This window comes from Microbacterium sediminicola (assembly GCF_039531125.1).
Lineage (GTDB): Bacteria > Actinomycetota > Actinomycetes > Actinomycetales > Microbacteriaceae > Microbacterium > Microbacterium sediminicola.
This window is the reverse complement of record NZ_BAAAPL010000001.1, coordinates 107,741-134,537: the sequence shown is the minus strand read 5'-3', so window position 1 is coordinate 134,537 and position 26,797 is coordinate 107,741. Positions and strand designations below refer to the sequence as shown.

The 26,797-nt window shown below is 69.1% G+C and carries 23 protein-coding genes; 5 read left to right on the top strand and 18 right to left on the bottom strand.

Annotated features, from left to right (window positions below):
* Positions 1 to 2: 2 nt before the first annotated feature.
* The 6 genes from ABD206_RS00565 to ABD206_RS00540 are packed head-to-tail and all read right to left on the bottom strand — an operon-like array spanning position 3 to position 7,813.
* Positions 3 to 1,400: an aminotransferase class III-fold pyridoxal phosphate-dependent enzyme gene (locus ABD206_RS00565; RefSeq protein WP_344067800.1), complete on the bottom strand. Its 1,398-nt coding sequence runs from the start codon at positions 1,398 to 1,400 to the stop codon at positions 3 to 5.
* A gap of 32 nt (positions 1,401 to 1,432) precedes the next feature.
* On the bottom strand, positions 1,433 to 1,951 hold the full coding sequence (locus ABD206_RS00560; RefSeq protein WP_344067799.1) for a hypothetical protein: 519 nt from the start codon (positions 1,949 to 1,951) through the stop codon (positions 1,433 to 1,435).
* A gap of 2 nt (positions 1,952 to 1,953) precedes the next feature.
* A complete protein-coding gene (locus ABD206_RS00555) occupies positions 1,954 to 3,951 on the bottom strand; it encodes a primary-amine oxidase (RefSeq protein WP_344067798.1) in 1,998 nt (665 codons plus the stop codon).
* Between the two features lie 33 nt (positions 3,952 to 3,984).
* Positions 3,985 to 5,475, bottom strand: a complete 1,491-nt coding sequence (locus tag ABD206_RS00550) for a gamma-glutamyltransferase (RefSeq protein ID WP_344067797.1) — start codon at positions 5,473 to 5,475, stop codon at positions 3,985 to 3,987.
* Positions 5,472 to 6,575, bottom strand: coding sequence for an N-methyl-L-tryptophan oxidase (gene solA, locus ABD206_RS00545; protein WP_344067796.1), 1,104 nt, complete (start codon positions 6,573 to 6,575; stop codon positions 5,472 to 5,474). The genes ABD206_RS00550 and solA overlap by 4 nt, the downstream gene beginning before the upstream one ends.
* Positions 6,572 to 7,813 (bottom strand): aminotransferase class V-fold PLP-dependent enzyme, encoded by a 1,242-nt coding sequence (locus tag ABD206_RS00540; protein ID WP_344067795.1) that lies wholly within the window; start codon positions 7,811 to 7,813, stop codon positions 6,572 to 6,574. Before ABD206_RS00540 ends, solA begins: the two co-directional genes overlap by 4 nt.
* Before the next feature lie 63 nt (positions 7,814 to 7,876).
* On the opposite strand from ABD206_RS00540, the gene ABD206_RS00535 reads away from it, so the two are divergent.
* Positions 7,877 to 8,674 (top strand): class II glutamine amidotransferase, encoded by a 798-nt coding sequence (locus tag ABD206_RS00535; protein ID WP_344067793.1) that lies wholly within the window; start codon positions 7,877 to 7,879, stop codon positions 8,672 to 8,674.
* Between the two features lie 41 nt (positions 8,675 to 8,715).
* Here the strand turns inward: ABD206_RS00535 and purH are convergent, their stop codons facing one another.
* The 8 genes from purH to sucC form a co-directional block, all read right to left on the bottom strand.
* Positions 8,716 to 10,317 carry a bifunctional phosphoribosylaminoimidazolecarboxamide formyltransferase/IMP cyclohydrolase gene (gene purH, locus ABD206_RS00530; protein ID WP_344067791.1) on the bottom strand — a complete coding sequence of 534 codons (1,602 nt, stop codon included), beginning with the start codon at positions 10,315 to 10,317 and terminating at the stop codon, positions 8,716 to 8,718.
* A gap of 105 nt (positions 10,318 to 10,422) precedes the next feature.
* Positions 10,423 to 11,019 carry a phosphoribosylglycinamide formyltransferase gene (gene purN / locus ABD206_RS00525; RefSeq protein ID WP_344067789.1) on the bottom strand — a complete coding sequence of 199 codons (597 nt, stop codon included), beginning with the start codon at positions 11,017 to 11,019 and terminating at the stop codon, positions 10,423 to 10,425.
* A gap of 4 nt (positions 11,020 to 11,023) precedes the next feature.
* Positions 11,024 to 12,319 carry a cell division protein PerM gene (locus ABD206_RS00520; protein WP_344067787.1) on the bottom strand — a complete coding sequence of 432 codons (1,296 nt, stop codon included), beginning with the start codon at positions 12,317 to 12,319 and terminating at the stop codon, positions 11,024 to 11,026.
* A 44-nt stretch (positions 12,320 to 12,363) separates the two neighbouring features.
* Positions 12,364 to 13,920, bottom strand: coding sequence for a polysaccharide deacetylase family protein (locus tag ABD206_RS00515; protein ID WP_344067786.1), 1,557 nt, complete (start codon positions 13,918 to 13,920; stop codon positions 12,364 to 12,366).
* The gene (locus ABD206_RS00510) at positions 13,917 to 14,483 is read right to left on the bottom strand and encodes a hypothetical protein (protein WP_344067784.1); all 567 of its coding nucleotides are present in this window, start codon (positions 14,481 to 14,483) and stop codon (positions 13,917 to 13,919) included. The genes ABD206_RS00515 and ABD206_RS00510 overlap by 4 nt, the downstream gene beginning before the upstream one ends.
* 190 nt (positions 14,484 to 14,673) lie before the next feature.
* Positions 14,674 to 15,168, bottom strand: a complete 495-nt coding sequence (locus ABD206_RS00505; protein WP_344067783.1) for a nitroreductase family deazaflavin-dependent oxidoreductase — start codon at positions 15,166 to 15,168, stop codon at positions 14,674 to 14,676.
* A gap of 172 nt (positions 15,169 to 15,340) precedes the next feature.
* Positions 15,341 to 16,243, bottom strand: coding sequence for a succinate--CoA ligase subunit alpha (gene sucD, locus ABD206_RS00500; RefSeq protein ID WP_344067781.1), 903 nt, complete (start codon positions 16,241 to 16,243; stop codon positions 15,341 to 15,343).
* A 28-nt stretch (positions 16,244 to 16,271) separates the two neighbouring features.
* Positions 16,272 to 17,438, bottom strand: a complete 1,167-nt coding sequence (sucC, locus tag ABD206_RS00495) for an ADP-forming succinate--CoA ligase subunit beta (protein WP_344067780.1) — start codon at positions 17,436 to 17,438, stop codon at positions 16,272 to 16,274.
* 196 nt (positions 17,439 to 17,634) lie between these two features.
* Here sucC and ABD206_RS00490 point away from each other — a divergent pair, with 196 nt between their 5' ends.
* The 4 genes from ABD206_RS00490 (at position 17,635) to ABD206_RS00475 (ending at position 22,300) form a co-directional block, all read left to right on the top strand.
* Entirely contained in the window at positions 17,635 to 18,312 is a 678-nt protein-coding gene (locus ABD206_RS00490; protein ID WP_344067779.1) for a TetR/AcrR family transcriptional regulator, read from the top strand.
* Positions 18,313 to 18,459: 147 nt separating this feature from the next.
* A complete protein-coding gene (locus ABD206_RS00485; RefSeq protein ID WP_344067777.1) occupies positions 18,460 to 19,692 on the top strand; it encodes an acyl-CoA dehydrogenase family protein in 1,233 nt (410 codons plus the stop codon).
* Between the two features lie 39 nt (positions 19,693 to 19,731).
* The gene (locus ABD206_RS00480; RefSeq protein WP_344067776.1) at positions 19,732 to 21,198 is read left to right on the top strand and encodes a phytoene desaturase family protein; all 1,467 of its coding nucleotides are present in this window, start codon (positions 19,732 to 19,734) and stop codon (positions 21,196 to 21,198) included.
* A 55-nt stretch (positions 21,199 to 21,253) separates the two neighbouring features.
* The gene (locus ABD206_RS00475) at positions 21,254 to 22,300 is read left to right on the top strand and encodes an ATP-dependent DNA ligase (protein WP_344067774.1); all 1,047 of its coding nucleotides are present in this window, start codon (positions 21,254 to 21,256) and stop codon (positions 22,298 to 22,300) included.
* Between the two features lie 4 nt (positions 22,301 to 22,304).
* Here the strand turns inward: ABD206_RS00475 and ABD206_RS00470 are convergent, their stop codons facing one another.
* The 4 genes from ABD206_RS00470 to ABD206_RS00455 all read right to left on the bottom strand — a co-directional run bounded on the left by ABD206_RS00470 (position 22,305) and on the right by ABD206_RS00455 (position 26,705).
* Positions 22,305 to 22,778 carry a nitroreductase family deazaflavin-dependent oxidoreductase gene (locus ABD206_RS00470; protein WP_344067772.1) on the bottom strand — a complete coding sequence of 158 codons (474 nt, stop codon included), beginning with the start codon at positions 22,776 to 22,778 and terminating at the stop codon, positions 22,305 to 22,307.
* Between the two features lie 164 nt (positions 22,779 to 22,942).
* Positions 22,943 to 23,968, bottom strand: coding sequence for a non-homologous end-joining DNA ligase (gene ligD / locus ABD206_RS00465; RefSeq protein WP_344067770.1), 1,026 nt, complete (start codon positions 23,966 to 23,968; stop codon positions 22,943 to 22,945).
* 43 nt (positions 23,969 to 24,011) lie between these two features.
* Positions 24,012 to 25,067 carry an SseB family protein gene (locus ABD206_RS00460; protein ID WP_344067768.1) on the bottom strand — a complete coding sequence of 352 codons (1,056 nt, stop codon included), beginning with the start codon at positions 25,065 to 25,067 and terminating at the stop codon, positions 24,012 to 24,014.
* A 54-nt stretch (positions 25,068 to 25,121) separates the two neighbouring features.
* Positions 25,122 to 26,705 (bottom strand): aspartate:alanine exchanger family transporter, encoded by a 1,584-nt coding sequence (locus ABD206_RS00455; RefSeq protein ID WP_344067767.1) that lies wholly within the window; start codon positions 26,703 to 26,705, stop codon positions 25,122 to 25,124.
* Positions 26,706 to 26,797 lie beyond the last annotated feature (92 nt).

Below are 26,797 nucleotides of genomic sequence, written 5' to 3'. Positions count from 1 at the left end.
CGTCAGATGGCCGGCGGGCCGTCCGCGCGAAACCACCCGTACGTGTGCGCGAGATCTGTGAAGACCCCCCGCAGGGCAGCGGCCAGTACCTCGAACTCCGAGGTGTCGGCGACCAGCGGCAGTCCGATATACATCAGCGGACGCCCTCCCTCGATCATCACGCGACAGAGCACACCTCGGGCAGCGAGCCGCGCGCCGATGTTGGCGTGGCTGTAGATCTCGGCGAGCTTCGAGTCGGAATACCGCTGACCGTCCAGGGCGGCTGAGCGCAGCTCGATCGCGAGGAAGAACCCGGCGCCACTCACGCCGACCACGGTTGGGAGGTCCATCAGCGCTTCGAGGGTCGCGCGCAGCTCCGACTCCTTGGCAGCGACGCGGCCCGGCAGGTCGATCCGTTCCATGATGTCGATGTTGCGCAAAGCGATCGCACACGAGACGGGATGTCCACCGAACGTGTTGCCGTGGTTGACGACGCGACCGGGCTGGCGGAACTCCTCATCGATGCGGTCGTGGATCAGCACCGCGCCGATCGGGGCGTTGGCAGAAGAGAGCCCCTTGGCGATCGTGATCATGTCGGGTTCGAAGCCGAACCGCTCACTGGCAAACCATGCGCCGATGCGGCCGAACCCGGTGATGACCTCGTCGAGGACGAGCAGAATCCCATACTTGTCGCACAACTCCCGTACTCCCGCTGCATACCCGGCCGGCGGCACCAGGCATCCGCCGTGGTTCTGCAGCGGCTCCACGATGAGCATCGCGATCGTCGCGGGGTCTTCCTGCAGGATGCGCTCCTCAAGATCCGCGAGGAGGAAGGCGGTGAAGTCCTCCTCGCTCTCATCCGCGGGCCGATCTCCGCGATAGGTGTTGCGGAAACGCACGCCTCCCGGGACCAAGGGCTCGAAGGTCGCACGGTAGTCGTCCAGCCCCATGAGCGCGAGCGCACCCATGGTCGTCCCGTGGTAGGCGAGACGGCGGGACAACGCCTTCCATCGCTTCTCGCCGCGCAGCCCGTGATACTGCCGCGCGAACTTCCACGCGGCTTCCACGGACTCCCCGCCGCTGGGTGTGAAGAAGACGTGCGAGAGACCGGCGGGCGCATGCGACGAGATCCGCTCGGCGAGCTCGATCGCCACCGGGCTCGCGCTGCCCCAGATGGCTTGGTAGCCCAGCGCCGTGAGCTGCTCGGAGGCGGCCTCGGCGAACTCTGCTCCATAGTCGTAGCCCAGGTTGGCGCAGAACATGTTCGATACGCCATCGAGGAACCGGTCGCCGTCCGAGTTGATGAGGTAACACCCCTCGCCGCGCACCATCACGTTGATGGCGCTCGCGTCCGGGTGTGCGAAGTGCCGCCACAGATGCGCTGACGCCGAGGCGCGATACTCGTCGGTTGTCTTCGTCATCATGACCATCTCTCCCTCGCCGAGCCCGGCGCTCATTCCCACACCATCACCACGGCCGAGGCGACCATCATCAGCATCGACAGTGCCATGCTCGCCTCGTGTACGCGCCGTGGCAGGCCGGAACTATGCCGCGTCGCGAGCACCAGAGATCCCGTGACGTGCGCCACCGATGCCACCGCGAGAACAAGCACGATGGCCACCAGGGAAGCTCCGTGCTGATGCGCGACTGCGGCGTCGTGTCCAGACGCTCCGCCCACGACCATCAGCGCAGCCATCAGGATCGCCCCGACACCGAGCAAGGCGTGCATCGCGCGGACGTGCCCGGGTTCGTGGCGGATCGATCGTCTGGCACTCAACGCGAGCACCGCTCCCACGGTCAACGCCGCCCAGAACACGACAGGGATGCCGATGATCCCCGTGAGCTGGTCCAGCATGGCCACGGCCATGAGCGCCGTCAGTAGCAGCTCACGCCAGCTCCGTCGCACCTCGGGCACGAGGCAGCAGGCGCCGACGGCCGCCGTCCCCGTTGCGCCGACATGCAACATCTCCATGATCAGCCGTGGTGGTGACCGGCCCCGGGCCCGCAGTGGCAACTTCCGCCGCTGCCGCAGCCGCAGCCCGAGTGCGCCGCGGCGGGAGCAGCTGCGGGGGCATGACAGGACGAGATCGACTCCTGGGCAGGTACATCCAACGATGGATTCCGCGTGAAGAAGCCGTCCGGTTCGAGTCGGAATCCGATGCGAGCAACCGGCATGATCGGCCACTCTTCCGGACGCGGATAGTGATGCACCGCGATGACCGGCCACACGACCAGCTCCGCACCGTCCAGCGGACGGTCTGCCTGCTGCCACGCCGTGATTCCCTCCGCACCGAGGTCGGCCTGGTTGGGGTACTCGCCCGTGATGAATCGCTCCTCGGCAGCGTAGGCGCTGGCCCACAGGTGCTTCGAAACGAACGGCGCCTTGCGCTCGACAATGCTCCCGGGCTTGGCGAACAGCTTCGTGGTGTTGGGCATCATCAGCCGGTAGGAGGTCGATTCGCCGAAACGGTTCGTGCGGTCCGTGCTCTCGATCCGCCAGTGCATGGCGCGCGATGAGTCCGCCATCCGCCCCGCATCCTTCTCCGAGACGATGGTGTTCGACACCATCTTGCAGGCGTTTCCGAAGGGGTTGAGTTCTTCGTCCTCCTCCACCTCGGCATGGACCTCGACAAGACGGTTCTGGGGTCCGTCCACGGCCGTGTCCAGACGGACGGCGAAGTAGTGCTGGTGCGTCGGTGCCTGCACATTCGGGCTCACCATGCGCCCATAGCGGGGCATCTGTCCGTCGTCGATACCCGAGACGGAGAGAATGCCGGTGAGCTTGATTTCGAGCTCAATCGCACCGTCCTGGTACAGCGACCAGTAGAAGCCGTAGTCGTAGTTCGCGACAGTCGCGAAGAACGAGATGACGAGACGCCGCGAACGGCGGACGTCCGACTCACCGGTGCGGGTGTTCACGTGCTTCCACAGCGTCGAGAAGTCCTCCTCGTGGAGACAGACGCCGTTCGTGATGGTCTTGGCCTCGCCGTGACCGTCCAGCACGTTGGCGTCGAAGTAGTGGATCTCTCCCACGCAGTCGCAGCCGAGCTCAAGCGATGCTGTGAGCGGTCCGGCGCCGTACTCGCCCCAGTCGAAGAAGTTCTTGCGGTACGCCGTCGGGTCCGAGTCGAGATAGGGAACGTACATCTCATTCACCGCCGCGCGCCGGAGAACGGGCCTCACGACGTCGCCATCGCGGTAGGAGACGTCGTGCAGGACAAGCCCCTCACGATGAGTGAACCCGATCCGGAATGACCAGTTCTGCCAGGTGACCTCGTGACCATCGACGTCGAATCCGGGGCCATCGGCCTGAGTGATCTCGAGGGGCGCAACCGCACGGTCGGGACCCCATGTTCCCGAACGGTAATTGCCCCCCTCGGAGGCCATCGGCAGCACGCCGTGATCCTCGACGCGGATGACATCCAAGGTCTCGAGGTCGAGAATCGGCACGAGGCCGGCGACAGGTCGCGCGTAGCCGTTGTCGTCCGCAGATTCGCGGTGCCAGACCGTTCCCCACGACAAGCGACGATCGGCGAGGTCCTCGGGTTCAAAGCCGGTGATGGACTCAGGGTCCACCCACACCAGCGACGTGTCGGTGATCCCACGCTTGGCTAGCGCCTCGACGATCAGCGGGTGGTTGCGCGCCGCCTGCGCAATCAATCGCGCTTCATCGGACGACACACCCGGACGTTTCGCGTCAACGGGCGTCCAGCTCCCGAGGGATGCGGTGGCACGGTCCGTGCCCGAGGTCCACCCGGTGACCTCCCACGCAGCATGAGCGTCGGGGTTCATCACGACCAGGCGCACGGGGCGCCCCTGCCCGGTGGCCAGCGCACGCGCGAGCGATTCCTCCAGCGCGATCCCCCAGAAGCGCGGCTGCAAGCCGATGCGGTCATCCGTGCGGACGAGGGCAACGACTTCGGCGATCTCTTCCGAGGTGAGCGGGTCGCTCCAGTGCCGGGAGTGGGTCATTGTGGTGCTCCTTGTGTTTCAGATCGCGGCGTGTCAGATCACGACACCGATGCCATCGGCGCGCGGGTCGCTTGCGGCATCCAGGCGTGGACCGGTGCGCCGGACAAGTTGTACATGGCCGGCTTCATCGGCTGGCCCGGGGAAGGTCGCGTGGCTGATGCCGAGCGTCGCCGCTGCGGTGGCGATGTTTTCAGTCACGCCCGGTTCGGTGACCGCGGTCAACACGGCGTGGCCAAGGTCGCGTTCCCCGACGACCCACCGGGCACGGGAGAGAATCTCGTCCAGGGATGAGTCAGCCGCCACGGCATCCGGCAGGAGTTGCGCGAGGATCCACGGTTGCGCGCGACCTCCCTGGCATCCGGCGACGACGATGGTGTCTTCGCTGTCGACGATCGCCGGGGTGAGCGTGTGCGGCGGCCGCAAACCCGGACGAATGAAGGCGGGGTGACGTGGGTCGGCGGAGAACGCGCTGGCGCGATTGTGGAACAGGATCCCGGTCTCGGGGTCGAGCAGACCTGACCCGAAGGTCATGTACACGCTCTGCACGATGCTGACCGACCATCCCTCGTCGTCGGTCGCGACGACCGCAGCAGTGTCGCCCTGGGGCCGCGGCTCTCCGGTGACCCCGCCGGATGTGTGAGTCAGCCCGATGAGGTCATCGATCACAACGTCGGCACCGGCGGGATCTGCCAGCAACGCCGCGCGGGTGTGGACGCCGCGGACGCTCGCGGCCAGCACCCGTTCGTCTCTCGTGCCCTCCTCGCCGACTGCGCCGGCGATCACGCCGAGAAGGATCGCGCCCGCCGACGGTGGCGGCGCCACCGACCACATCGACTCCCCCGCCTCGTATCGAAGCGCGGGGACCACCTCGGGCGAATAGCCCGAGAAGTCTTCAGCGATGTGGACCCCGTGAGCCGATTGCAGTGCGCGCACGAGAGCTCGAGCTATCGAGCCCCGATAGAAGGAGTCGGGATCGGCGGCCAGGGTCGTGAAGGTGCGCGCCAAGGCAGGCTGCACGAGCAGCTCCCCCTCGGTCAGCGGTCGACCATCGGGCGCGAAAACCTTCCGCAGTCCCTCGTCTGCGAACACCGCGGGCGCACGCGAGGTGAGTGCTCGCGCGAGTCCTGCACTGACCGGTGTCCCCTGCTCGGCGCGGTCCGCGGCGCGCAGGAGCACCTCCGAGAGCGGACGCGTCGCACCGAGGTCATGTATGGCCTGCCACCCCCCGAACATGCCGGGAACGCTCACCGAGTGGGCACCGAATCGTGGAACCTGCGACCATCCGGCGGAGACAGCATCCACCGCGGCCGGCGCTGTTCCCGCCGCGAGCACCGCGTGGGTGTGACCCGCTGGTGTACGCACGAGAGCGATCAGGTCGCCGCCGACGGCACACTGATGCGGGTAGACGACCGACAGCATCGCCGCGGCCGCGAGTGCGGCGTCCAGGGCGTTTCCCCCCGCTGCGACGGCATCCTCGCCGGCGCGCACAGCTTCGGCGTGCGGCGCGGCCAGCGCAACGCTCATCGCTGACTACCTCTCCGCGCCACCGAGATGAAGTCGAGGTCGGGGCGCTCGATGCCCACGGCGAGATCGGCGAGAGCCTCGCCGATCGCCGGCCCGAACTTGAAGCCATGACCGGAACAGGCGGATGCAACGATGACCTCCGGTGCGTCGGGGAGCGCACCCACGATGAAGCGCTTGTCGTCGGTCATCGTGTAGAGGCAGGCGGCCGCTTCGACCGGCGTGGAATCAAGATCCGGAAGATAGCGGCCGAAGAGCTCACGGAAGTGGGCGATCTCGGCATCGGTCGGCGCAGCGACGGGCACGTCGGGATCCCAGATTTCCCCCGCATCGACGCCGATCTTGACGCCGTTGCCGTCCGCGTCGGGAATGCCGAACATGAGGCCTTCCGGACGATCGATGGAGAGCGCCCCCAACGCCGGAGGCATCCCCGCCGGCTGCCCCGGTGCGACCGTGAGGGTGAGGATGCGCCAGACCTCGATCAGATCAGCGAACCGCGGGAAGGTCTGAGCGACCCACGACCCCACGGTGAACACGATGCGCGATGCACGGAGGACACCCGATTCGGTGCGGACCTCGACACCGTCTGCGATGGCATCCCACCCGAGCATCCGGTCCTCGAAACGCAGGTCAGCTCCCGCCGCCGCCGCTTCTGACTGGAGAGCGCGGACAGCGCGCTCGGCTTCGACGACGCCTGCGCTCGGATCGAAGACCGCACGATACCCGTCAGGAACCCGCAGCCCCGGCATCCGATCGTGCAATTCGCGCGGGTCCGAGACCAGGACGCAGTCCGCTCCCTGTAACTGCGATTCTCCGGCGTGGGCATAGAGGCCACCGGTGCGGTGAAGCATCCGCTGGCCTGACCGTTCCTCGAGCTGCGCCCACCCGGTGAATGCGCGGTCGACGAGGTCGTTCCAGACGGGGTTCGGATAGGCGCGACGGATCATGCGGGTGCGGCCGTGCGATGAGCCCCGAGCATGAACAGGGGCGAACTGCTCGATTCCCGCGACGCGCACCCCCCGTCGTGCGAGGTGCGACGCAGTCGCGCTCCCGTGGATGCCCAGACCGACGACGATCACGTCGACGTGCGAGGAAGTGTTCACGCGGCTCCTCCCCCGGCAACGGCGGCGACGGCGGACAGCAGCGCAGCCACGTCGGCCTCATCGTTGTACACGTGTGGTGATGCGCGCACGACGCTGGGGACACCCCGATCTCCGATATCCCACTGCCCATGACTCGCCGGCACGGATACCACTCTTACCGATCTCTCTGCGAGCGCGGTGACAGCATCGGCGGGAGCGACACCATCGATGACGAATGTGACCAGCGCTGAGCGCGGATTGCCCGGGTCAGTGACGGTGGTGCCGGGAATCTCAGCGAGCGAGCGACGAAGCAGATCGCCCTGCGCAACGAACCAATCCTCGGCGGGCGCAACTCCGCGGGCACGCGCTTCGTCCAAGGCGTTACCGAGGCCGAGTCGGCCGGCGATGGATGCCTCCCAGCTCTCGAACCGGCGGGCAGAAGCATCCAGCTCCCAGTCGAGCGGCGCATACCAGTGCGAGCCACGCACGTCGGGGGCGGTGGGAGTCAGCCGCTCGACGAGGTCCGACTTCACGTAGGCGAAGCCGGTTCCGCGCGGCCCTCGAAGGAACTTGCGTCCGGTCGTGACGAGCACGTCGCACCCGATGTCGACGACGTTTGTGCGCAGATGACCGACGGACTGCGTGGCATCAAGCAGGAAGGTCCCGCCGTGCGTGGCGACAAGCGCACCGATCTGAGCCGCGGGCTCGACGATGCCCGACGATGTGGGGATGTGCGCAACGCTCACGATCGCGGGCGGCCCGCCGGCGAGGAGTGACTCCAGTGACTCCAGATCGACGCATCGCGAACCATCCACCGGAAGAATCTCCAGAGAAATGCCCCGCTCGCGCGCGATGCTCATCAGGTGAAGGGCATGACTCACATAGGTGCTTCGACTGACGAGGATTCGAGAGCCCGGCGCGATCCGCAGCGCATCCACGAGCACCCGCAGACCGGTGGTCGCACTGTCGAACATTGCGATCTCTTCACGGCGGGCACCGATGAGCGCGGCAGCCGAGTCGTACACGGCCTCTACGCGATCGCGGGCACTGGCCGCAGCCTCATACCCACCGACTTCTTCTTCGCGACGCAGATGGGAGACGACCGCCTCGACCGTGGCCCGAGTCGGAAGCGCAGCCCCCGCCGCATTGAAGTGATGCGCCTTGGCAGCGCCTTCCGTCGCACGTCGCTCGGACAGGGTGTCGACCGCGTGCGGGCGGGATACCGCGGGCGGCGTGTCTGTTGTGGGACGCGAACTCATCGACGGGTGGTACCTCTCAAGTAGGATCCAAACATACCATGCTTGGATCCAAAGTCTGGAGAGATGTTCATGTCACGGATGATGGCGTTCATCAGCAGGGAGCCGCAGAAGCTGGCCGCCGCTTTCGCCGAAGACAGGGTGTCAGCGTTCATCGCACTGTCCTCTCTCCACGCCGACGGCTGGGGACTGTGCAGGTTGAACGCGGCCGGAATTCCGGAACGCGCAGTGGCGACGACGCCGCTCCGAGACGACGATCTCGCCACCCTCGACACTCCCACCCGAGGCGCAATCATCTATGCGAGATTCGCGAGCGCAGGGTCCGCCGTGAACGACGCCAACATCCAGCCCTTCACGGCGAGCGGCTGGGGCTTCTCCCACAACGGCGCGCTGAGTCCGATCGAGACGGCACGCACTCTCCTCTCGACGCACGAGCGCGCCACGCTCACCGGCACGACCGACAGCGAGGTGTACTTCACCGCCCTCCGGCGCGTGATACCCGAGGGTGAGATGTCTCCGCGCGACCTCGTTGCCATCGCACGCGCGGTGAACGAGGTCCGCGCACTGTTTCCCGACGCCTGTCTCAACGCCTTCCTCCTCAGCACGACCAGTCTCGTGATCATCCAGTCAGAAGGCACCCGCGGGCTTCCCGCAGCGGCATTCGAGCGGCGCGGATACCCTCCTCGCGCGTTGCCGCCCGGTCACGACGACGGCTACAACCGCCTGTGGATGACCTCGGATCCCCACAGTCATCGGGTCGCCACCACCGGTGTCGACGTGACGAGATGGCAGCCGCTCACTCCCGACAGCGTGACTCTGCTTCGTCCCGGAGAGAAGCCCCTCATCGTCCCGATCCGGCCCTGAACCCCACGGCCCGAATCAGTGGAAAGCTCCTGCGGCCCGAATCAGTGGAAGAAGTGGCGCTCGCCGGTGAAGAACATCGTGAGGCCGGCGTCCTGGGCCGCCTTGATGACCTCGTCGTCGCGCACTGAGCCGCCCGGCTGCACGATGGCGGAGATCCCCGCGTCGATCAGCACCTGCGGTCCATCAGAGAACGGGAAGAAGGCATCGGATGCCGCCACCGACCCCGCTGCGCGATCGCCTGCCCGCTCAACGGCGAGGCGGCACGAGTCGACGCGGTTGACCTGACCCATGCCGATCCCGACGGTGGCGGAGTCCTTGGCCAGGACGATGGCGTTCGACTTGACCGCGCGGCAGGTCTTCCAGGCGAAGATCAGGCCGGTCATGTCGTCGGGCCGCTCGCCGGAGACGAGTTCCCAGTCTGTGGCGACACTCTCGATGTCGTCCGGGAATCGGTCGGCGTCCTGCAGCAGCAGACCGCCGGAGATGAGACGCACGTCCATCGGCTCTTGCTTCCAATCGGCAGGCAGCTGGAGGACGCGCAGATTGCTCTTGAGTCGGAAGACGGCGAGCGCCTCGGGCTCGAAATCGGGGGCGACGATCACCTCCGTGAAGATGTCGCGCAGGTTCTCGGCCATCTTCAGCGTCACCTTGCGGTTCGCCGCGATCACGCCACCGAACGCCGACACCGGGTCACAGGCGTGGGCGCGCAGGTGGGCGCTGGCGATCGGGTCGAGTGCGCTGGGGGCCGCGACCGCGATGCCGCACGGGTTCGCGTGCTTGATGATCGCGACGGCGGGCTTGACCAGGTCGAACGCGGCCCGCAGGGCGGCGTCGGCATCCACGTAGTTGTTGTACGACATCTCCTTGCCCTGCAGCTGCGTGGCCTGCGCGATGCCGTGGCCGCCGGTGCGGGTGTAGATCGCGCCGCGCTGGTGCGAGTTCTCGCCGTAGCGCAGGGTTGCGAGCCGCTCGGCGCGGATCGTCAGGTGAGCGGGGAGGTCGGCCTCCTCCCCCAGGGTCTCGCCGGCGAACCAGGTGGCGACGGCGCGGTCGTACTCGGCGGTGTGGGCGAAGGCTCGGGCCGCGAGCTCGCGGCGCTGGGTCAGGCTCGTGCCGCCGGCACCGATCGCCTCGATGACCGAGGGGTAGGACTCGGGCGAGACGACGATCGCCACGTTGTTGTAGTTCTTGGCGGATGCTCGGACCATGGCGGGCCCGCCGATGTCGATCTGCTCGACCACGTCGTCACCCTGGGCACCCGAGGCCACCGTCTCGACGAACGGATAGAGATTGACGACGACCAGTTCGAAGGGCTGGATGCCGAGCTCGGAAAGCTGATCCTCGTGATGCGCGAGACGCAGGTCTGCCAGAAGGCCCGCGTGCACGGCCGGATGGAGGGTCTTCACGCGTCCGTCGAGCGACTCCGGAAAGCCGGTCACGGACGCGACATCCGTCACCGCGTACCCCGCGTCGCGGATCGTCGCCGCCGTGGAGCCGGTCGACACGATCTCGACGCCCCCGGCGGCGAGGGCTGCGGCGAGCTCGAGCAGGTTGGTCTTGTCGCTGACCGAGACCAGCGCTCGGCGGATCGGGACGACGTCGCGGTCGCGGTAGAGGGACGGATCGTGGCTCGGACCGGCCATGGCGGATCTCCTCGGTGTCGGGTTCGGTTTCAGGTTGTCACAGACGAGTGCCGGGGTGCGCTCGGCATCCCAGCTGCCTGGCAGCGGATCGCGCTGCAACGAGATTCACGGTGAGGGGTGGGCCGCGGTCAGGTCGATCTCACCGGCGGCGATGCGGCGGACGACGTCGATGAGCAGACGTCGCTCAACAGGTTTGATCCTCTCATGGAGGGTCGACTCGTCGTCACCGGGGAGCACCACAACGCGTTCCTGGGCGAGGATCGGACCGGTGTCGACGCCGGTGTCGACCACGATGACGCTCGCACCGGTCTGGAAGACTCCGGCCGCCAGTGCGTCCCGCACACCGTGGGCGCCGGGAAACTCGGGAAGATATGCCGGATGCGTGTTGATGATGCGCGGCGCCCAGGCCTCCACGACGGCCGGTGGCAGCAGCCGCATCAGGCCGCTGAGCACGACGAGGTCGGGCTGCCAGACCGCGAGGTTCTCCACGAGCGCCTGGCCCCAGGCCTCGCGGGTGGCGTACTCCTCGTAGGGCACGAGGAAGCTCGGGATGCCGAAGGCCTCGGCGTGGGCGAGACCCTCCGCCTCCCGATCGGCGCCGACGGCGACGATGCGGGCGGGATAGTCCGGGGCGGAAGCGGCATCCAGCAGTGCCCGGAGGTTCGATCCCGTGCCGGAGATGAGAACGGCGACGGTGAACACGTTCTCAGTCTACCGACGGCTCCGCGTCTGCAAGAGGCGTCGCGGACGCCTCTCGCGCGTCGACCACGCCTGTGGGGGTGTCCGCGGAACGCTCCGCCCGGCGCGGTGAGAGCAGCAGGATGCCGGCACCCACCGCCACCTCCAGGCCGACCGCAAGGGCGACCGGTCCCGGCTCCGGGCCCAGCTGCGCGAGCCGCCCGGGCCCGAGCGCGCCGGATGCCACGAGGGAGAGCAGTGCGGCCGCGCCCGCGGTGAGCGTCGCGATCGCCCCCACGGCGACCAGGCGCGGGAGGACAGGTTCGTGGGTGGCGCCGACCGTGCCGGCGAAGAGCGAGCGCGCAACCCATCCCGCGAACGCACCGATCCCGACGGGCGCCAGCGCGAGCAGAAGCAGCCACGGGGTGGTCGATTCGGGGATGACCCCCAGCAGGGGGATACCGGGGAGCACCCCGGTCTGGGTCCCGACCGCCGAGACCACGCTCCCCTCGCCGAGGGCGACGCCGGGCCCGGCGAGGAATGCGATTGCCCAGACGATCAGGGTGGGCAGATACAGCAGCCCCGCCAGGGTCAGCATGATCGCGCCGAGCAGGTCTGCGCCGGATGCCTCGTACAACGCCACGATCTCGCTGCCGCGCGCGAACACGGCGACCGCGACCAGCAGCGCTCCGGCGCCGATCAGACCGACAATGGAGATCGCGACGCCGCGCCCGATGATCTCGGGAACGACGCTCCAGCCTGACGGAGCAGACTCGGCGAGGTCACGGAGCCGGGCGAGCGGACCACGCTCGGCCTCCCGCCATTCCCCCACCAGGGCGCCCAGCAGGGCAGGCAGCGCGAACACGAGTGCGGGGAAGACGATGGCCTCCACGCGTGAGACGGCGGCGATCTCGGTCGCGGACGTGAGGGCCACTCCGGCGGCGATGGCCGCGAAGACGAGACCGCCCGCGATCACGCCCGTGAAGGCGGCTCCGGACTGAGACGCGCGGGTGCCCGAGCGCGCCCCGGAGATGGCAGTGAAGGCGACGAAGCCGAGCGGGGCCAACGAGACGGTGAAGCTCGCGGCATCCGGGGAGATGCCGGTGGCCAGCAGATAGTCCGTGGGAAGGGTGAGATCCAGCGGCACGAGGTTGCCGAGCTGCCAGATCTTCGCGGCCGAGGGCCACAGCGCATCCCAGGGCGCGGCACCCGACATTCCGAACACCCACAGCACGGTGAGCGGCGCGAGCGCGGCGGCGATACCGACGCCGGCGGTCACGACCGCGTCGAAGGCGGCGAGGAGGAAGACGAGGACGCGGTTCATGCCGAGACGAGGCTACCCGCGGAGCCGACCGGCACCCGGGCGGCTCACCGAGTGCTGCGCCAGACACCGCCGCCGGGAAGCTGCCCACCGAACAACTGCCGGAGATTCACGAGCGTGAACCCACGGTCGGCGAGACCGTCGTAAACCGCGGATGCCGTGCGCGCCGTCGTCTGCTGGATGTCGTGCTGGAGGACGATGGACCCGGGGCGGGGCTGGCCCACGGCACGGGCGATCACGACGTCGTCTCCCGGCTGGCGCCAGTCCTCGGTGTCGACGTCCCAGAGGATCGCCGCCATCCCGGCTACCTCGAGGACGGTGTCGTCGTACGCGCCGTACGGCGGACGGAACACCGTCACCTGCTGCCCGGAATCCCGGGTGAGGACCGTCGTGGTGTTGCCCAGCTGCGCGGCGATCTGCGCGTCGGTGAGGGTCGTGAGGTCGGGATGGCTCCACGAGTGGTTCTCGACGAGGCTTCCTTCGGCGACGATCCGCTGGAGCGTCCCGACGTTGGCGGCGGCGCGAGAGCCGAGCGCGAAGAAGGTCGCCGCCGCGTTGTGCGCAGCGAGGTCGTCGAGGATCCCGGGGGTGAGGCTGCTGGGTCCGGCGTCGTAGGTCATCGCGACGCACGGGACCAGGGTGCAGTCCACCGGCCAGAAACCGGTCGTGACCGTCGCGGGCGCCTCGAAGGTCGCCGCGGAACCGACCGCCGCCGACACTGCGAGCCCGAACGGCGTGAGCAGGCTCGCGGCGGTGTCGGTGGGCACCGCGAGAACCATCGGCTCACTCGTGGGCGGAAAGCCCAGCGCCGCGAGCTCGGGCGCGGTGAAGCCTGCGGGGATCGTGATCACCGCCGCACCGTCCGGCGCGAACACGGTGGATGCCAGCGCTGTCCGGATGCCTGCGGCCTGGGCCTCATCCGGAGGTGCGACCGTGGCAAGACTCAGTGAGCCGGCGTCGCGACGCAGGCCCGCGACGATCCCCTCCCACAGCGTGACCTCGGCATCCTCGATCCACAACTGCTCGGCGGTGGCCACCTCGTCGGTGGCCAGGTGCGCGTACACGATGGTCGCGTCGTCGTGCGTGACGGTTCCCGCGTCTCCGGAGACGACCCGCACGCGCTCCCCGAGGTAGGAACCGGAGGCTGCGACCACGTCACACACGATGGCCGTCCCCGATCCGCCCGCGGGTGCGAGCGCGGGATCGGCGAGAATCTCGGCGGCCGGGCGCAAAGTCGATCCCGCGACGCAGGTGCGATCGGCCATCCCTGCCCCCTGGTCGAACACCTGCGGACTGTAGGCGACGCCGGTATCGGATTCGCGTGCCCCGATCGCGTCGGTGACGACGGCGGTCATTCGAGCGTTGAACGCGTCCTGGCTCGACGCGAGTGCCCATCGGGCCTGGATGCCGACGCCGTCGTTGCGGATGCGTTCGGCGCGCAGACCGCCGACGGCCGCGGCATCCAGCGGTGCGGGCGCCGTCGTGACGGGATACGGGGCGCTCGGCCAGTCCGGCGGCACCCACCCCGACACCGCCACCGGCGCGCACGCGGCGAGCGCCAAGGCGAGGGCCGCGATCGTCGCAGCGCCGACGAACCGCCTCATCCGATCGCCCGGATTCCGGGAAGGAGCTCGGCGAGAGCCGGCAGGTAGTCGTCGGTCGCCTCGGGCGAGACCTGCGCCGTGACGATCGCCGACGGCGAGGTTCCGGGTTCGCCCACCGCGACGACCACGATGCGCTGGTCCGCGGTCTCGGCGTGGACGATCACCCTCCCCCCGTCGATCGTCTCGGTCACCGGCGACTCGAGAGGTGTCCCGGCAGCGTCCTCGGCAGCCGTCGCGATATCGAACGCCGCCTGCGGGTCGGCGTCGGCGGCACGGATGTCAACCCTCAGCATCCCGTCGGGGCTGCCGAGGGTCAGCAGGCCGCCGTCGAGCCAGGGAGACTGCACCGTCCACCCCGCGGGGGCGATCGCCTGGACGTGGCCGTCATCGGAGGTGACCGTCTCATCGACGAGTGCGGTGTGGGTCGAGAGATTCGCCAGAACCGGGGGCAGGGCGATGAGGGCGATCGTGGCCAGCAGCGCGAGGATGCCGACCCCGCCGATGATCGAGAGGACCCAGATCCATGCCGAGCGCTCTTTCCGCCGCGCCGTGTGCGCAGGCACGGAGGATCCTGGGGGCGAGGCGGGCGCGGCGCCGGAGGGCATCGACATGGCGCCTCCCGCATGAGCGTGCGCCGCGACATCCGCGACGCCCTGCCATTGTCACCTCACAGCCTGGTGTCTTGCTGGAGGCAGGCCGACGTGACCGAATCGTTGTGACGCGAACCCACACGTTGATTGCGAACCCACAGGCTTATTGCGTCACGAACAGGTGGGTTCGCAACGAAGCTGTGGGTTCGGCGAGGGAGGTGCGCTCAGGCGGGTCGAGCACGAAGACCGCGATCTGACGGTCGGTCGTGGTCTGGTAGACGTTGTAGTCGGGCCAGACGTCGGCCGCCCGCTTCCACCAGATCGCGCGCTCGTCGCCGGTGACCTCGCGCGCGAGGTAGTCACGCTTGGTCTCGGCATCCTGGAGCTCGACGGCAGGGTTCTTGCGCATGTTCCCGGCCCACTTCGGCTCGTCCGGCGCGCCGCCCTTGGATGCCACGACCGCATAGCTGCCGTCGTGCTCGACGCGCATGAGCGCGGTCTTGCGCAGGCCCCCGGTCTTGGCCCCGACGGTCGTCAGAACGATCACCGGCACTCCGCGCAGCATCGTTCCCTCGGCTCCGGCTGTGGCTTCGATCTTCTCCGCCTGCTCGCGTGCCCAGTCAGCAGTGCTGGGCAGGTACTCCCCGTTCAGTGGCATACCCTCACGCTACCTCCGCTGGCGACCTCGGGCTCCGGCATCCTGAACCCCCCCCTTCGCCGAAACGAGCTCGTACACGCGAAACCACCCGCTCCGCGCGCCAGTAACGACTGGTTTCGCGCGCAACGGGTGGTTTCGGCGGAGGGTGGGGCGCGGCGGCGCCCCGTGGGGCCTAGAGACCCTCGATGATCTCGCGCATGAGGGCGGCGGTCTCGGACGGCGTCTTGCCGACCTTCACGCCCGCGGCCTCGAGGGCTTCCTTCTTGGCCTGGGCGGTGCCGGCAGAACCGGACACGATCGCACCGGCGTGGCCCATGGTCTTCCCCTCGGGGGCGGTGAAGCCGGCGACGTAGCCGACGACCGGCTTGGTGACGTTCGCCTGGATGTAGGCCGCGGCGCGCTCTTCGGCGTCGCCGCCGATCTCGCCGATCATCACGATCGCCTTGGTCTCGGGGTCAGCCTCGAAGGCGGCGAGCGCGTCGATGTGGGTCGTGCCGATGACCGGGTCTCCGCCGATGCCGATGGCGGTCGAGAAGCCGAGGTCACGCAGCTCGAACATCATCTGGTAGGTCAGGGTGCCCGACTTCGAGACCAGACCGATCGGACCCTTGCCGGTGATGTTGGCGGGGGTGATGCCCACGAGCGACTCACCGGGGGTGATGATGCCGGGGCAGTTCGGACCGATGATGCGGGTCTTGTTGCCCTTGGACTGGGTGTAGGCCCAGGCCTCGGCGGTGTCGCCGACGGGAACGCCCTCGGTGATGACCACGAGCAGAGGGATCTCGGCGTCGATGGCCTCGATCATCGCGTCCTTGGTGAACGCCGGGGGCACGAACGCGATCGAGACATCCGCGCCGGTCTCGGCCATCGCCTCGGCGACGGAGGCGAAGACGGGGAGCTCGACGGCGTTGCCGTCCTTGTCGGTGTGCGAGACGGTCGTGCCGGCCTTGCGGGCGTTGACGCCGCCCACGACCTGCGTGCCGGCCTTCAGCATCAGCGCGGTGTGCTTGGTGCCCTCACCGCCGGTGATGCCCTGGACGATGACCTTGGAATCCTTGTTGAGGTAGATCGACATGTCTGTAGTCCTTTTCCGGATGTCTCGATCAGGCGGCGGCGAGCGCGGCGGCCTTGTCGGCGCCTTCATCCATGCCGGCGGCCAGGGTGACGAGCGGGTGGTTGGCGGCGGCGAGGATCTCGCGGCCCTCCTCGACCTGGTTGCCGTCGAGGCGGACGACCAGCGGCTTGGTGGCCGCGTCGCCGAGGATCTCGAGGGCCTTCACGATGCCGTCCGCGACCGCGACGCACGAGGTGATGCCGCCGAAGACGTTGACGAAGACGCTCTTGACCTGCGGGTCGCCGAGGATGACATCCAGGCCCGCGGCCATGATCGTGGCGGATGCTCCGCCACCGATGTCGAGGAAGTTGGCGGGCTTCACGCCACCGTGGTTCTCGCCCGCGTACGCGACGACATCCAGGGTCGACATGACCAGACCTGCACCGTTGCCGATGATGCCGACCTCGCCGTCGAGCTTGACGTAGTTCAGACCCGACTCCTTGGCCTTGGCCTCGAGCGGGTCGGCGGCGCCCTTGTCCTCGAGCTCTTCGTGCTCGGGGTGGCGCACCTCGGAGGCGTTGTCGTCGAGGGTGACCTTGCCGTCCAGGGCGATGATGTTGCCGCCTCCGTCCAGGATCAGCGGGTTCACCTCGACGAGGGTCGCCCCCTCGCCCTTGTAGACGTCGTACAGCGTGACGAAGACATCCGAGACCTTCTCGATCAGCTCGGCGGGGAACTTCGCCGCCGTGGCGATCTCGACCGCCGTGGCCTTGTCGATGCCGGTCAGGGGGTTGACCTCGATGCGTGCGAGCGCCTCGGGCTTCTCGACGGCGAGCTGCTCGATCTCCATGCCGCCCTCGACGGAGCAGAGCGAGAGGTAGGAGCGGTTGGAGCGGTCCAGGAGCACGGAGAAGTAGAACTCCTGCTCGATCGAGGCGCCCGCCGCGATCATGACGCGCTGGACCACGTGGCCCTTGATGTCGAGGCCGAGGATCGCCTTCGCAGCCTCGTAGGCCTCGTCGGGGTTCTTGGCGACCTTCACGCCGCCGGCTTTGCCGCGGCCTCCGGTCTTGACCTGAGCCTTGACGACGACGACGCCGCCCAGCTTCTCGGCCGCTGCCTTGGCCTCTTCAGGAGTGTCCGCGATGATGCCCGGGAGTACCGGCACCTCGTACTTCTCGAAAAGGTCTCGTGCCTGGTACTCGTACAGATCCACGCTGATGTCCTCCGCTGTGGCGTCGGGTGTGAGAGGGGTGGGGATATCTCGATGTCGAGAGAGTTCGCCCAAGAATCCAGCCTACTACTCGGATGAACACGCTCCGGACGCGAGGGATGCACGCGCGCGACACGTCGCGCATGCATTGCCTGCGCCATCCGCGAGCAGGTGCGGATGCCGGGAGTAAGGTCGGGGCATGGCTGAGGTTCAGGCGGTGTCGCCGTCGGCGCGCGACGATGTGGTCGCCGCAGCGCTCGACCTCTTTGACCGTCACGGGTTCGAAGCAACCTCCGTCGAGCAGATCGCCAAGGCTGCCGGCATCTCCCGCTCGACCTTCTTCCGCCAGTTCGGGGGCAAGGACGACGTCGTCTTCGCCGACCATGAGCTCCTGCTGGCACAGCTGCGCTCGTACCTGACGGCGGCGCATGAGAACCCCTGGGTCGCGGTCTGCGATGCGGCGACGCAGGTGTTCGAGCACTTCGCCGCCGACCCTCAGCTCGCCCGTCGGCGCTACCGCGTGGTGCGGACGGTCCCGGCTCTCCGCGAACGCGAGATCATCGCGGTCTTCCAGTACGAGCGCCTGTTCGACGAGTACCTGCGGCGCAGCATCCCGGGCTTGGACCCGCTGGATGCCGTTTCGTTCGCCGCCGTCGTGACCGCCGTGCACAACCACGTGCTGCGCCAATTGCTGCGCGACGAGGTCGCGATTCCCGTCGAGACACTGCGGGCCGCACTCGACGACGCGATGCACACCTTCGGCGTCCACCCCGACCCCGATCCCCCGGCCGACGATCAGGTCGTGGTGGCGGTCTTTCCCCGCCGCATGCCCCTGGCCGAGATCACCCGCCGCGTCGCCACCTCCCTCGAGTCCTGAGGCTCCCCACCGGCATCCTGGGCCGCGATCTCGCGCCCGTTCTTCCGGCCGTCGGCAGCGCGCGCGAGACTGGGTACCATGGATGCCGACACCCAGTGTCGTCGTGAGTGAGACGGGGTGCCAGTCGGTCGCCCTGAAGGAGCAACGATGCCCGAGTACACCCCGATCCCCGGCCAGCTCGTCGAGGGCTACGACGTCACCGCCCCGCAGAGCACGGACTATGACGCCGTCTTCGCCGACATCCCCGCCGCCGACCGCGAGGTCTGGCAACGCGCCCGCGCCGTGGGTCAGGAACTCGTCCCCCTCATGCGCGACGCCTGGGACACCGCCACCTACCCCCTCGAGGCTGCACGCCGCCTCGGGGACGCAGACCTCTTCACAGACGGCGTTAGCCACTCGGCCATCACCCACCTCTCGCCGCTGGCCGCGGGCCTGGTCAACATGGAGATCTCCCGCGCCGACGGGTCCCTGGGCACCGTGATCGCGGTCCAGGGCGGCCTGGCGCTTCGCACCCTGGCGCTGTTCGGCAGCCCCGAGCAGCAGGATGCCTACCTCACCGCCCTCGCCGCCGGCACCGTGCTCGGCAGCTTCGCGCTGACCGAGCCTGACCATGGCTCAGACTCGGTCTCGCTCGAGACCGAAGCCCGCCGCGACGGCGACGAGTGGGTCATCCGCGGCGCGAAGAAGTGGATCGGCAACGGTGCCTCGGGCGGCATCACCTTCGTGTGGGCGCGGGTGGTCGACGAGGGCGCCGACGACCACGGCGCGGTGCGGTGCTTCCTGGTCGAACAGGACCGCCCCGGCTACATCGGCACCGTCATCACCGGCAAGGTGTCCCTCCGCGGCATCCACCAGGCCCACATCCGCCTCGAAGACGTGCGCGTGCCGGCATCCGCGGTCCTCCCGGGCACCAAGAGCTTCAAGGATGCCTCCACGGTGCTGTACTCGACACGATCGGGCGTCGCCTGGTCGGCCCTCGGTCATGCCACCGCCTGCTACGAGGCCGCCCTGGCCTACGCCACCCAACGGGTACAGTTCGGCAAGCCCCTCGCGAAGTTCCAGATGGTGCAGGAGCGCCTGACCCAGATGCTCGCCGATCTCACCTCCATGCAGCTGTACTGCCGGCGCCTGGCCGATCTCGAATCCGCGGGCCAGCTCCGCCCCACCCAGGCCTCCCTCGCGAAGTACCACAACACCCGCACCGCGCGCCGGATCGCCGCGACGGCCCGCGATCTGCTCGGCGGCAACGGCATCCTGATCGAGAACGGCGTGATGCAGCACATGGCCGACATCGAAGCCATCCACACCTACGAGGGCACCGAGAGCGTGCAGGCCCTGCTGATCGGCCGCGACATCACGGGGATGAGCGCCTTCGCCTGACCCCTGCGAGCGCGGCCGGCCTGATGCCAGACTGGCCCCATGGCAGCGCGCGCAACGGTCGTCGGCAGCGGCCCCAATGGGCTGTCCGCCGCCGTGGCGCTGGCCCGCGCGGGGCTCGAGGTGCGCGTGCTCGAAGCCGCCCCCTCGATCGGCGGCGGGGTGCGCTCGGGTGCCGCGACCCTGCCCGGCTTCGTGCACGACGTGTGCTCGGCCGTGCACCCGGCGGCTCTCACCTCCCCCTTCTTCCGCGCGCTGGAGCTCTCCCGCCACGTCGACTGGCTCGTCCCGAAGGCCTCGTACGCGCACCCTCTCGAGGGCGGGCGGGCGGCGATCGCCTGGCACGACATCGACCGGACTGTCGCCGGGCTCGGTCCCGACGGCCCCGCCTGGCGGCGCCTGCTCGCACCGCTTGCCCGCCGCATCGACGAGGTCGTCTCCTTCACCGGAGACCAGCTGCTGCGGATGCCACGACACCCGCTCACCGCAGCGCGGTTCGGCCTGCGCGTCGCCGCGAACGCCCTTCCCTCGACCCCGTTCCGCACCGACGCCGCCGCCGCGCTCCTCACGGGCGCGCTCGCGCATGCGAACACCCGGATGCCCTCGCTCGCGTCATCGGCGGCAGGCATGCTGCTGGCAGCCCACGGCCACTCCACGGGCTGGCCTGTCCCCCGCGGCAGCGCGCAGGCGATCGCCGATGCTCTGGCCGCCGACCTTTTCGCCCACGGCGGCGAGATCGAGACGGACACGCGCGTCGGCACGCTCGCCGACCTCGACTGGGGCGATCCGGAGAACGATCTCCTCGTGCTCGACACCTCGCCGCGCTTGCTGTTGACGGCCCCGCATCTTCCCCCGCGCTACGCGCGGGCCATCCGCCGCTACCGCTACGGCCCGGCCGCCGCGAAGGTCGACTTCGCCCTGGACGGCCCCGTCCCGTGGGCGAATCCGGAGGTCTCCGCCTCCCCCACCGTGCACCTGGGCGGCACGCGGGAGGAGATCCTCACGGCCGAGGCGGAGGTCTCACACGGCCGCATCCCCGAGCACCCCTACGTCCTGGTGGTCCAGCCCTCGGTCATCGACCCCACGCGCGCCCCCGAGGGGAAGGCCGTCCTCTGGGCGTACACCCACGTGCCCCTGCACTCGCGCGCGGATGTGACCGAGGCGATCACCGCGCAGATCGAGCGGTTCGCCCCCGGCTTCCGCGACCTCATCCTCGCCAGCAGCCACGTCGCCGCGGCAGAGCGGGAGGAGATCAACCCCGCCGAGATCGGCGGCGACATCCTGGGAGGTGCGTTCACCCTCACCCAGGCGTTGCGGCGTCCCGTCGTGTCGCGGCATCCGTGGCGCACGCCGCTGCCGGGGGTGTACCTCGCCTCGGCCGCAACCCCTCCGGGACCCGCGGTGCACGGCATGAACGGCTGGTACGCCGCGCGCACCGCCCTGCGCGACCGCACCGGCATGGATGTCTGCCTGGACGACCTCTTCGGCGGCGATCTCGTCGGCGGCTGAGCCAACCCCGACGGGCGGTCTGGACAACCGGCGACCCTCGCGAGAGGCTGAGCGCGTGCCGCACCCCCTGCCCGACCCCATGCTTGCCAAGGCCGTCGACCGCATCCCCGCGGCCGACGCTGTCGCGGGCGGCCTCTCCTACGAGCCGAAATGGGACGGATTCCGGGCCCTGGTCTCCTGGGACGGCGAGCGGGTCGAGATCGGCAGCCGCGGCGCAAAATCCCTCACCCGTTACTTCCCTGAACTCGTCGCCGCCTTCGAGCAGGTGCTGCCCGAGCCGTGCCTCCTCGACGGCGAGATCGTCATCGCGGTCGGCGAGCCCGGCGCCCAGCGCCTGGACTGGGACAGCCTCACCCAGCGCGTCCACCCCGCACAGTCACGGGTGATGCGGCTCAGCTCCGAAACACCGGCGATGTTCATCGCGTTCGACATCCTCGCCCGCGGCGACGACGACCTGAGCATCCGCCCTTTCGGTGAGCGTCGCGCGCAGCTGATCGAGCTGCTGCGCGAGGTGCCGCATCCGGTGCACGTGACCCGCGAGACCCGGGATGCCGCGCTCGCCGCCGAATGGTTCGAACGCTTCGAGGGCGCGGGGTTGGATGGCGTCGTGGCAAAACCCCTCGGCCTCCCGTACGCACCGGGGAAGCGTGCGATGTTCAAGATCAAGCACTCCCGTACGGCTGAGGTCGTCGCCCTCGGCTACCGCGTCCACCGCAGCGGCAGCGGGGTCGGATCGCTCCTGGTCGGCCTCTATACCGATGATGGCCGGCTCGTACAGGTCGGCGGTGTCTCGGCCTGGACCGACAAGCGTCGCCGCGAGTTGGTCGATCAGCTGGATCCGCTCGTGGAGCGTGACGACGAGGGTCGTGCGGTCACCGGTGAGGGCGAGCGATCACGCTTCGCGAGCGGCAAGGATGTGTCGTTCGTGCGGCTTCGCCCCGAGCTCGTGCTCGAGGTGCGGTATGACCAGCTCGAGAAGTGGCGATTCCGGCACACCGTGCAGTTCCTGCGCTGGCGTCCGGACCGAGAACCGGCCTCGTGCACGTACCGCCAGCTCGATCTGATCCCAGACTACGACGTGGGCGCCGTGCTGGAGTCCTGACCGCTCAGTCGGTGGGCGGCGTGAATTCCACAACGGGAATACGAGTCGTGCCGAGTTTCTCCATGCCCGCGCTCAACGCCTCCCACGCCTTCGGGTGGCGCTCCGCGTAGTGGGCGAGCACGGCATCCGACTCGGCCTTGTCGAGCAGCCGCACATGCGCCGGCACCCGACGCGCGCGGCCCGTCGACAAGAACGCGACACCGTTCGCACGGAGGTTGCGGTACCACTGTGCTTTCGTCCCCCAGCCGGATGCCACGTAGAGCACGTTGTCGCCACGCTCGATCACCTCGACCACGACGAACCGCGACTCACCCGAGACCCGACCCTGATGCTCGATCATGACGAAGCGCGCGCCGAGCATCCACCCCAGGCCCGCCCTGTAGAGGCCGATGGGAGCGCGCAAGATCCACTTGGCCTTCAGCAGGTCGGCAACGACGCTCCCGCGGTCGTTCGTCGTGGCGTGGTCGGTCTCGCTCATGGTTTCTCCTCGGGTGCAACTCGACGGTGGGATGTGCAACTCGGCCTCACCACGTGCAACTCGGCGGGGTGAGGTGCAACTCGGCCTCACCACGTGCAACTCGGCCTCACCACGTGCAACTCGGCCTCACCACGTGCAACTCGGCGGGGTGAGGTGCAACTCGGCTACGTGGGGGTGGGGCGGGCGCGGCTGGGCTGGACGCGCGGGGGCTCGCCGGGCATCTTCGGAAACTCCGGCGGAAACGGCAGCTCCCCCAGCCCCGCCTCGAGATCCCGCTGCCACCACTCCAGCAGGGTATCGATCCGCCCGGGACGCTCACCGAACTGCGCCCACGCGTCGCCGACATCGGCCAGTCGCTGCGGAACGGTGCGCACCGTGAAGGCGCCGGGGTCGACATCCGGCAGTTCGTCCCAGCCGATCGGCGTCGACACCGTCGCTCCGGCAAGCGCGCGGGGACTGTAGGCGCCGGCCATCGTGCGGTCGCGGTTGGCCTGATTGAAGTCGATGAAGACGCGCTCCCCCCGCTCTTCCTTCCACCAGTTCATGGTGACCCGCTCGGGCATCCGCCGCTCCAGCTCCCGCCCCGCGGCGATCACCGCGTGGCGCACGTCGAGGAACTCGTGGGTCGGCTCGATCGGGCAGAACACGTGGATGCCGCGGCTGCCGCTCGTCTTGATCCAGGCATCCAGCCCCGCCTCGGCGAGCACCTCGCGCAGTGCCGGAGCGACGGCCGCGGCATCCGCGAAATCGGTCCCCGGTTGCGGGTCGAGGTCGATCCGCAGCTCGATCGGGTTGTCGGTGTTCGCGCTGAGCGAGGCCCAGGGGTGGAACACGACGGTGTTCATCTGCGCGGCCCACACGATCGCGGCCGGCTCGGCGAGAACGACCTGGGGATGCCGCCTCCCGCTGTTGTACGCGACCGTGACCGTCTGCACGTAGTCGGGGGCGCCCTTGGGCGGGTTCTTCGAGTAGAACATGTCCCCGGCAACGGAGTCGGGATAGCGCTCCAGCGACATCGGCCGGTCGCCGTTGGCCGCCAAGAAGGGGTCTGCCACGGCGATGAGGTACTCCGCGAGCTCGCGCTTGGTGATGCCCAGCTCGGGCCAGATCACCCGGTTCGGGCTCGACAGCGACACCTGCCGCTCACCGTGCGGTGCCGGAACAGTCAGCGCGACGCGTTCAGAGGCCATGGCTCGAGCCTAGGAAGCCGCGGCGACGCGGGGAAGGGTGATCTCAGCCCGCCGGCGGTGGTGCGAGAGCCACGAGAGGCTGCAGCTCTGCGCGGGACAGCCGGATCCAGGGGCCTGCGGGGTCGATGAGGATGCCCGACAGGTTGGCATCCGCACGCAGCGCGGCGCCGATCTTCGCGCCCGTGATGGGCGCGGGGCGGTCGCCGCGGCCGAGCGCGGCGATCTCGACGGGGTGCGTGAAGACCTCGAGGTAGCGCTCACCCTCCTTCGAACGTGCCTCGGCGACACCCATCCGATCCGACCCGGCGGGCTTGTTGGTGGCCACCCAGAGCTTCGCGGCGCCGAGCGCATTCACGACATCCGTCGGCGTCTTCGCGGTGCGCGGGGCCGCAAGTGTCTGCTTGACGAGCGTGTCGGGGTCGGCCTGCTCGACGAGCTGGGCGATGAGCTCCCGCGAGAGCACGGCGCGCGCCGGCGCCGAGGCGGGGTCGAGGATCACGCCCGCGTAGGTGCCGGCCAGCACAAACCGCATCACGGCGCGGGCGGGCTGTGACATCGCCGAGGTGTCGGCGGCGGCGTCAGCCGCCAGGCTCGCCTTGAGCGCCTCAACACCGCTGTAGGCCAGGATGAACTGCTTGTCGCCGATGTTGGTCACCGCCAGCGGCAGGTTGGCACCCTCGGCGAGCAGCTTCTTGGCGTCGCCCTTCACGCGCAGGAAGAGGTTACCCTGCAGCATCTGCCGCGCGACATGGAGAATCTGGGTGGTCTCGGGCTTCTCGGGAAGCGCGGCCAGCGCGGCCTTGATCGGGGCATTGTCCTGAAGCCCGGCCGGCGTCGACGGACCGGCGGGGGTCGTGGCCGCCGGCGGTGTGGGGGCAGTGGGCGCTGCCGGGGCCGTCGGCTGCGCGGCACCCAGTCCCTGGAACGACGACATGGAGATTCCCACGGCGGGGGCGTCGGGAGCGGCATCCGGAGCGGTCTCGGGCACGTCGGAGCCGGCAGGAGCGGCCGAGTCTGCGGCCTCCTGTTCGGCGGCGGCGGCTTCGCCCTTCCGCTTCTCGTTGTCGGCATTGGACGAGCGTCGCGAGAACAGTGCCATGCTTCGAGGCTACAGAGGCCGCCTGGATGCCGCATCCGGGTCGAGCTGGGACGGTCAGAACAACTGCAGCAACTGCGCGAGCAGGATCTTCACGACCAGCGCCGTCGGGTAGACGAGGCTGTAGCCGAGGGCGACGCGCACGTCCTGCCCGGCGCGGTCCTGCGCGAATGCGAGCACTGCGGTGTTGGTCTGGGCGCCGGCGATCACGCCCGAGAGCTTCGTTGCGCCGACATCCGTGAGCCGGCGCAGGGCGAACAGGATGCCGAACATCCCGACCACGGTGGTCACCGCGCCGACCCCGAGCAGCGCGAGGATCTCGCCTGACCCGATCGCCTGCAAGATCTGGGAGCCCGCCTTCGAGCCGGCGTAGGCCAGGAACAGCAGCAGACCGAGCTCACCGAGCGCTGTGGCCGCGGCGTGCGGGATGGTGGTGACGAAGCGTCCGATCCTGCCGATCCTCCCCATCACGATCCCGATGACCAGGGCCCCCGCCGCCGAACCGATCGCCAGGTGCGATCCACCGGGAAGAGGGATCTCGATGAGCCCGAGCGCCATACCGGCCGCGATGCCGAGACCGAGGGCGACGGGGTTCAGCTCGGTCATGCCGCGCTCGGAGTCACCGAGGAACGCGGTCACCTCGGGAAGGGTGTCGCGCGGGGCGACCACTCGCAGGCGGTCACCCTGATGCAGCACGAAGTCCGGCGTGCCGAGGAACTCCACGTCCCCGCGCCGAACCCGCACGATGGTCGCGCCGAACCGCTCCGCGAGCCCCAGCTGCGCGATCGAGCGGCCCGACCAGCGCGAGTCCGACAGGATCGTGCGCCGGTAGTCCAACTGGCTGCGGTCGTGCGTGATGTTGATGTCGGACGGGTGACCGAGCTCATCCACGACGGCGGCGACGACAGCCTCGGGCCCCACCGTGTTGATGATCCCCCCTGGCTCGAGCACGGTGTCGGGACGCACGACCAGCACCTCGCCGTCGGGTCGCCGAAGGCGCGAGATGACGACGCGCCCGCCGTACCGCGCGGTGACCTCGGCGACGGTGGGGGCGGTGTCGGTGTCGATGTGCACCACGAGATCCACGATGCGTGCGGGCGCGTCACGGTCGCCCGACCGCCGTCGGAGTGCGACCGAGACGGCGGCCATCGCACCGATCACACCGATCACGTAGGTGCTCGCGTAGCCGACCGTGGCTGCCGGGCTGCCTCCGGTCGCCGCGAGCGCGGGGGTGCTGGTCAGAGAACCGGCGAACACACCGGCGATCGTGTCGGGGCTGAAGCCGAGCCAGGTGCCAAGCCCCAGGGCGAGACCCGCGGCCAGCACGAGAACCGCGGCGATCGTGAGCAGCATCCACAGGGAGCTGCGCAGGGCGTTGACGAATTCAGGACCAGCGAGCACGCCCACACAGAACGCGAACAAGACCAGCCCGAAGTCTCCGATGTACGAGGGGACGACGATCTCGACACCGAGCGCGACCCCGCTCGCGGTGACGACGATCATCGTGAACAGCACCGCGACGGCGCCGAGCGCGACCCCGTAGATGCGGATCTTCCCGAGCGCCGCACCGATGCCGACAACGAGCGCGAGCAGCACCACGGGCTGTGCGGCGAAGAAGTCGAACACCGACGCGAGGGTCATCGTTCTCCTTCCACACTGCTTCGACCAGGCAGCGGGCTCCCTCACTCGCGCGCGTGCCGCGAGCCTACGCCCGAGACGCGCGCGCCAACGAG

Excerpts from the sequence above, each read along its gene's own strand:
- ABD206_RS00565 (WP_344067800.1), bottom strand. The coding sequence starts at position 1,400 with ATGACGAAGACAACCGACGAGTATCGCGCCTCGGCGTCAGCGCATCTG.
- ABD206_RS00560 (WP_344067799.1), bottom strand. The coding sequence starts at position 1,951 with ATGGAGATGTTGCATGTCGGCGCAACGGGGACGGCGGCCGTCGGCGCC.
- ABD206_RS00555 (WP_344067798.1), bottom strand. The coding sequence starts at position 3,951 with ATGACCCACTCCCGGCACTGGAGCGACCCGCTCACCTCGGAAGAGATC.
- ABD206_RS00550 (WP_344067797.1), bottom strand. The coding sequence starts at position 5,475 with ATGAGCGTTGCGCTGGCCGCGCCGCACGCCGAAGCTGTGCGCGCCGGC.
- ABD206_RS00540 (WP_344067795.1), bottom strand. The coding sequence starts at position 7,813 with ATGAGTTCGCGTCCCACAACAGACACGCCGCCCGCGGTATCCCGCCCG.
- ABD206_RS00535 (WP_344067793.1), top strand. The coding sequence starts at position 7,877 with ATGTTCATGTCACGGATGATGGCGTTCATCAGCAGGGAGCCGCAGAAG.
- purH (WP_344067791.1), bottom strand. The coding sequence starts at position 10,317 with ATGGCCGGTCCGAGCCACGATCCGTCCCTCTACCGCGACCGCGACGTC.
- ABD206_RS00520 (WP_344067787.1), bottom strand. The coding sequence starts at position 12,319 with ATGAACCGCGTCCTCGTCTTCCTCCTCGCCGCCTTCGACGCGGTCGTG.
- ABD206_RS00515 (WP_344067786.1), bottom strand. The coding sequence starts at position 13,920 with ATGAGGCGGTTCGTCGGCGCTGCGACGATCGCGGCCCTCGCCTTGGCG.
- ABD206_RS00505 (WP_344067783.1), bottom strand. The coding sequence starts at position 15,168 with ATGCCACTGAACGGGGAGTACCTGCCCAGCACTGCTGACTGGGCACGC.
- sucD (WP_344067781.1), bottom strand. The coding sequence starts at position 16,243 with ATGTCGATCTACCTCAACAAGGATTCCAAGGTCATCGTCCAGGGCATC.
- ABD206_RS00490 (WP_344067779.1), top strand. The coding sequence starts at position 17,635 with ATGGCTGAGGTTCAGGCGGTGTCGCCGTCGGCGCGCGACGATGTGGTC.
- ABD206_RS00485 (WP_344067777.1), top strand. The coding sequence starts at position 18,460 with ATGCCCGAGTACACCCCGATCCCCGGCCAGCTCGTCGAGGGCTACGAC.
- ABD206_RS00480 (WP_344067776.1), top strand. The coding sequence starts at position 19,732 with ATGGCAGCGCGCGCAACGGTCGTCGGCAGCGGCCCCAATGGGCTGTCC.
- ABD206_RS00470 (WP_344067772.1), bottom strand. The coding sequence starts at position 22,778 with ATGAGCGAGACCGACCACGCCACGACGAACGACCGCGGGAGCGTCGTT.
- ligD (WP_344067770.1), bottom strand. The coding sequence starts at position 23,968 with ATGGCCTCTGAACGCGTCGCGCTGACTGTTCCGGCACCGCACGGTGAG.
- ABD206_RS00460 (WP_344067768.1), bottom strand. The coding sequence starts at position 25,067 with ATGGCACTGTTCTCGCGACGCTCGTCCAATGCCGACAACGAGAAGCGG.
- ABD206_RS00455 (WP_344067767.1), bottom strand. The coding sequence starts at position 26,705 with ATGACCCTCGCGTCGGTGTTCGACTTCTTCGCCGCACAGCCCGTGGTG.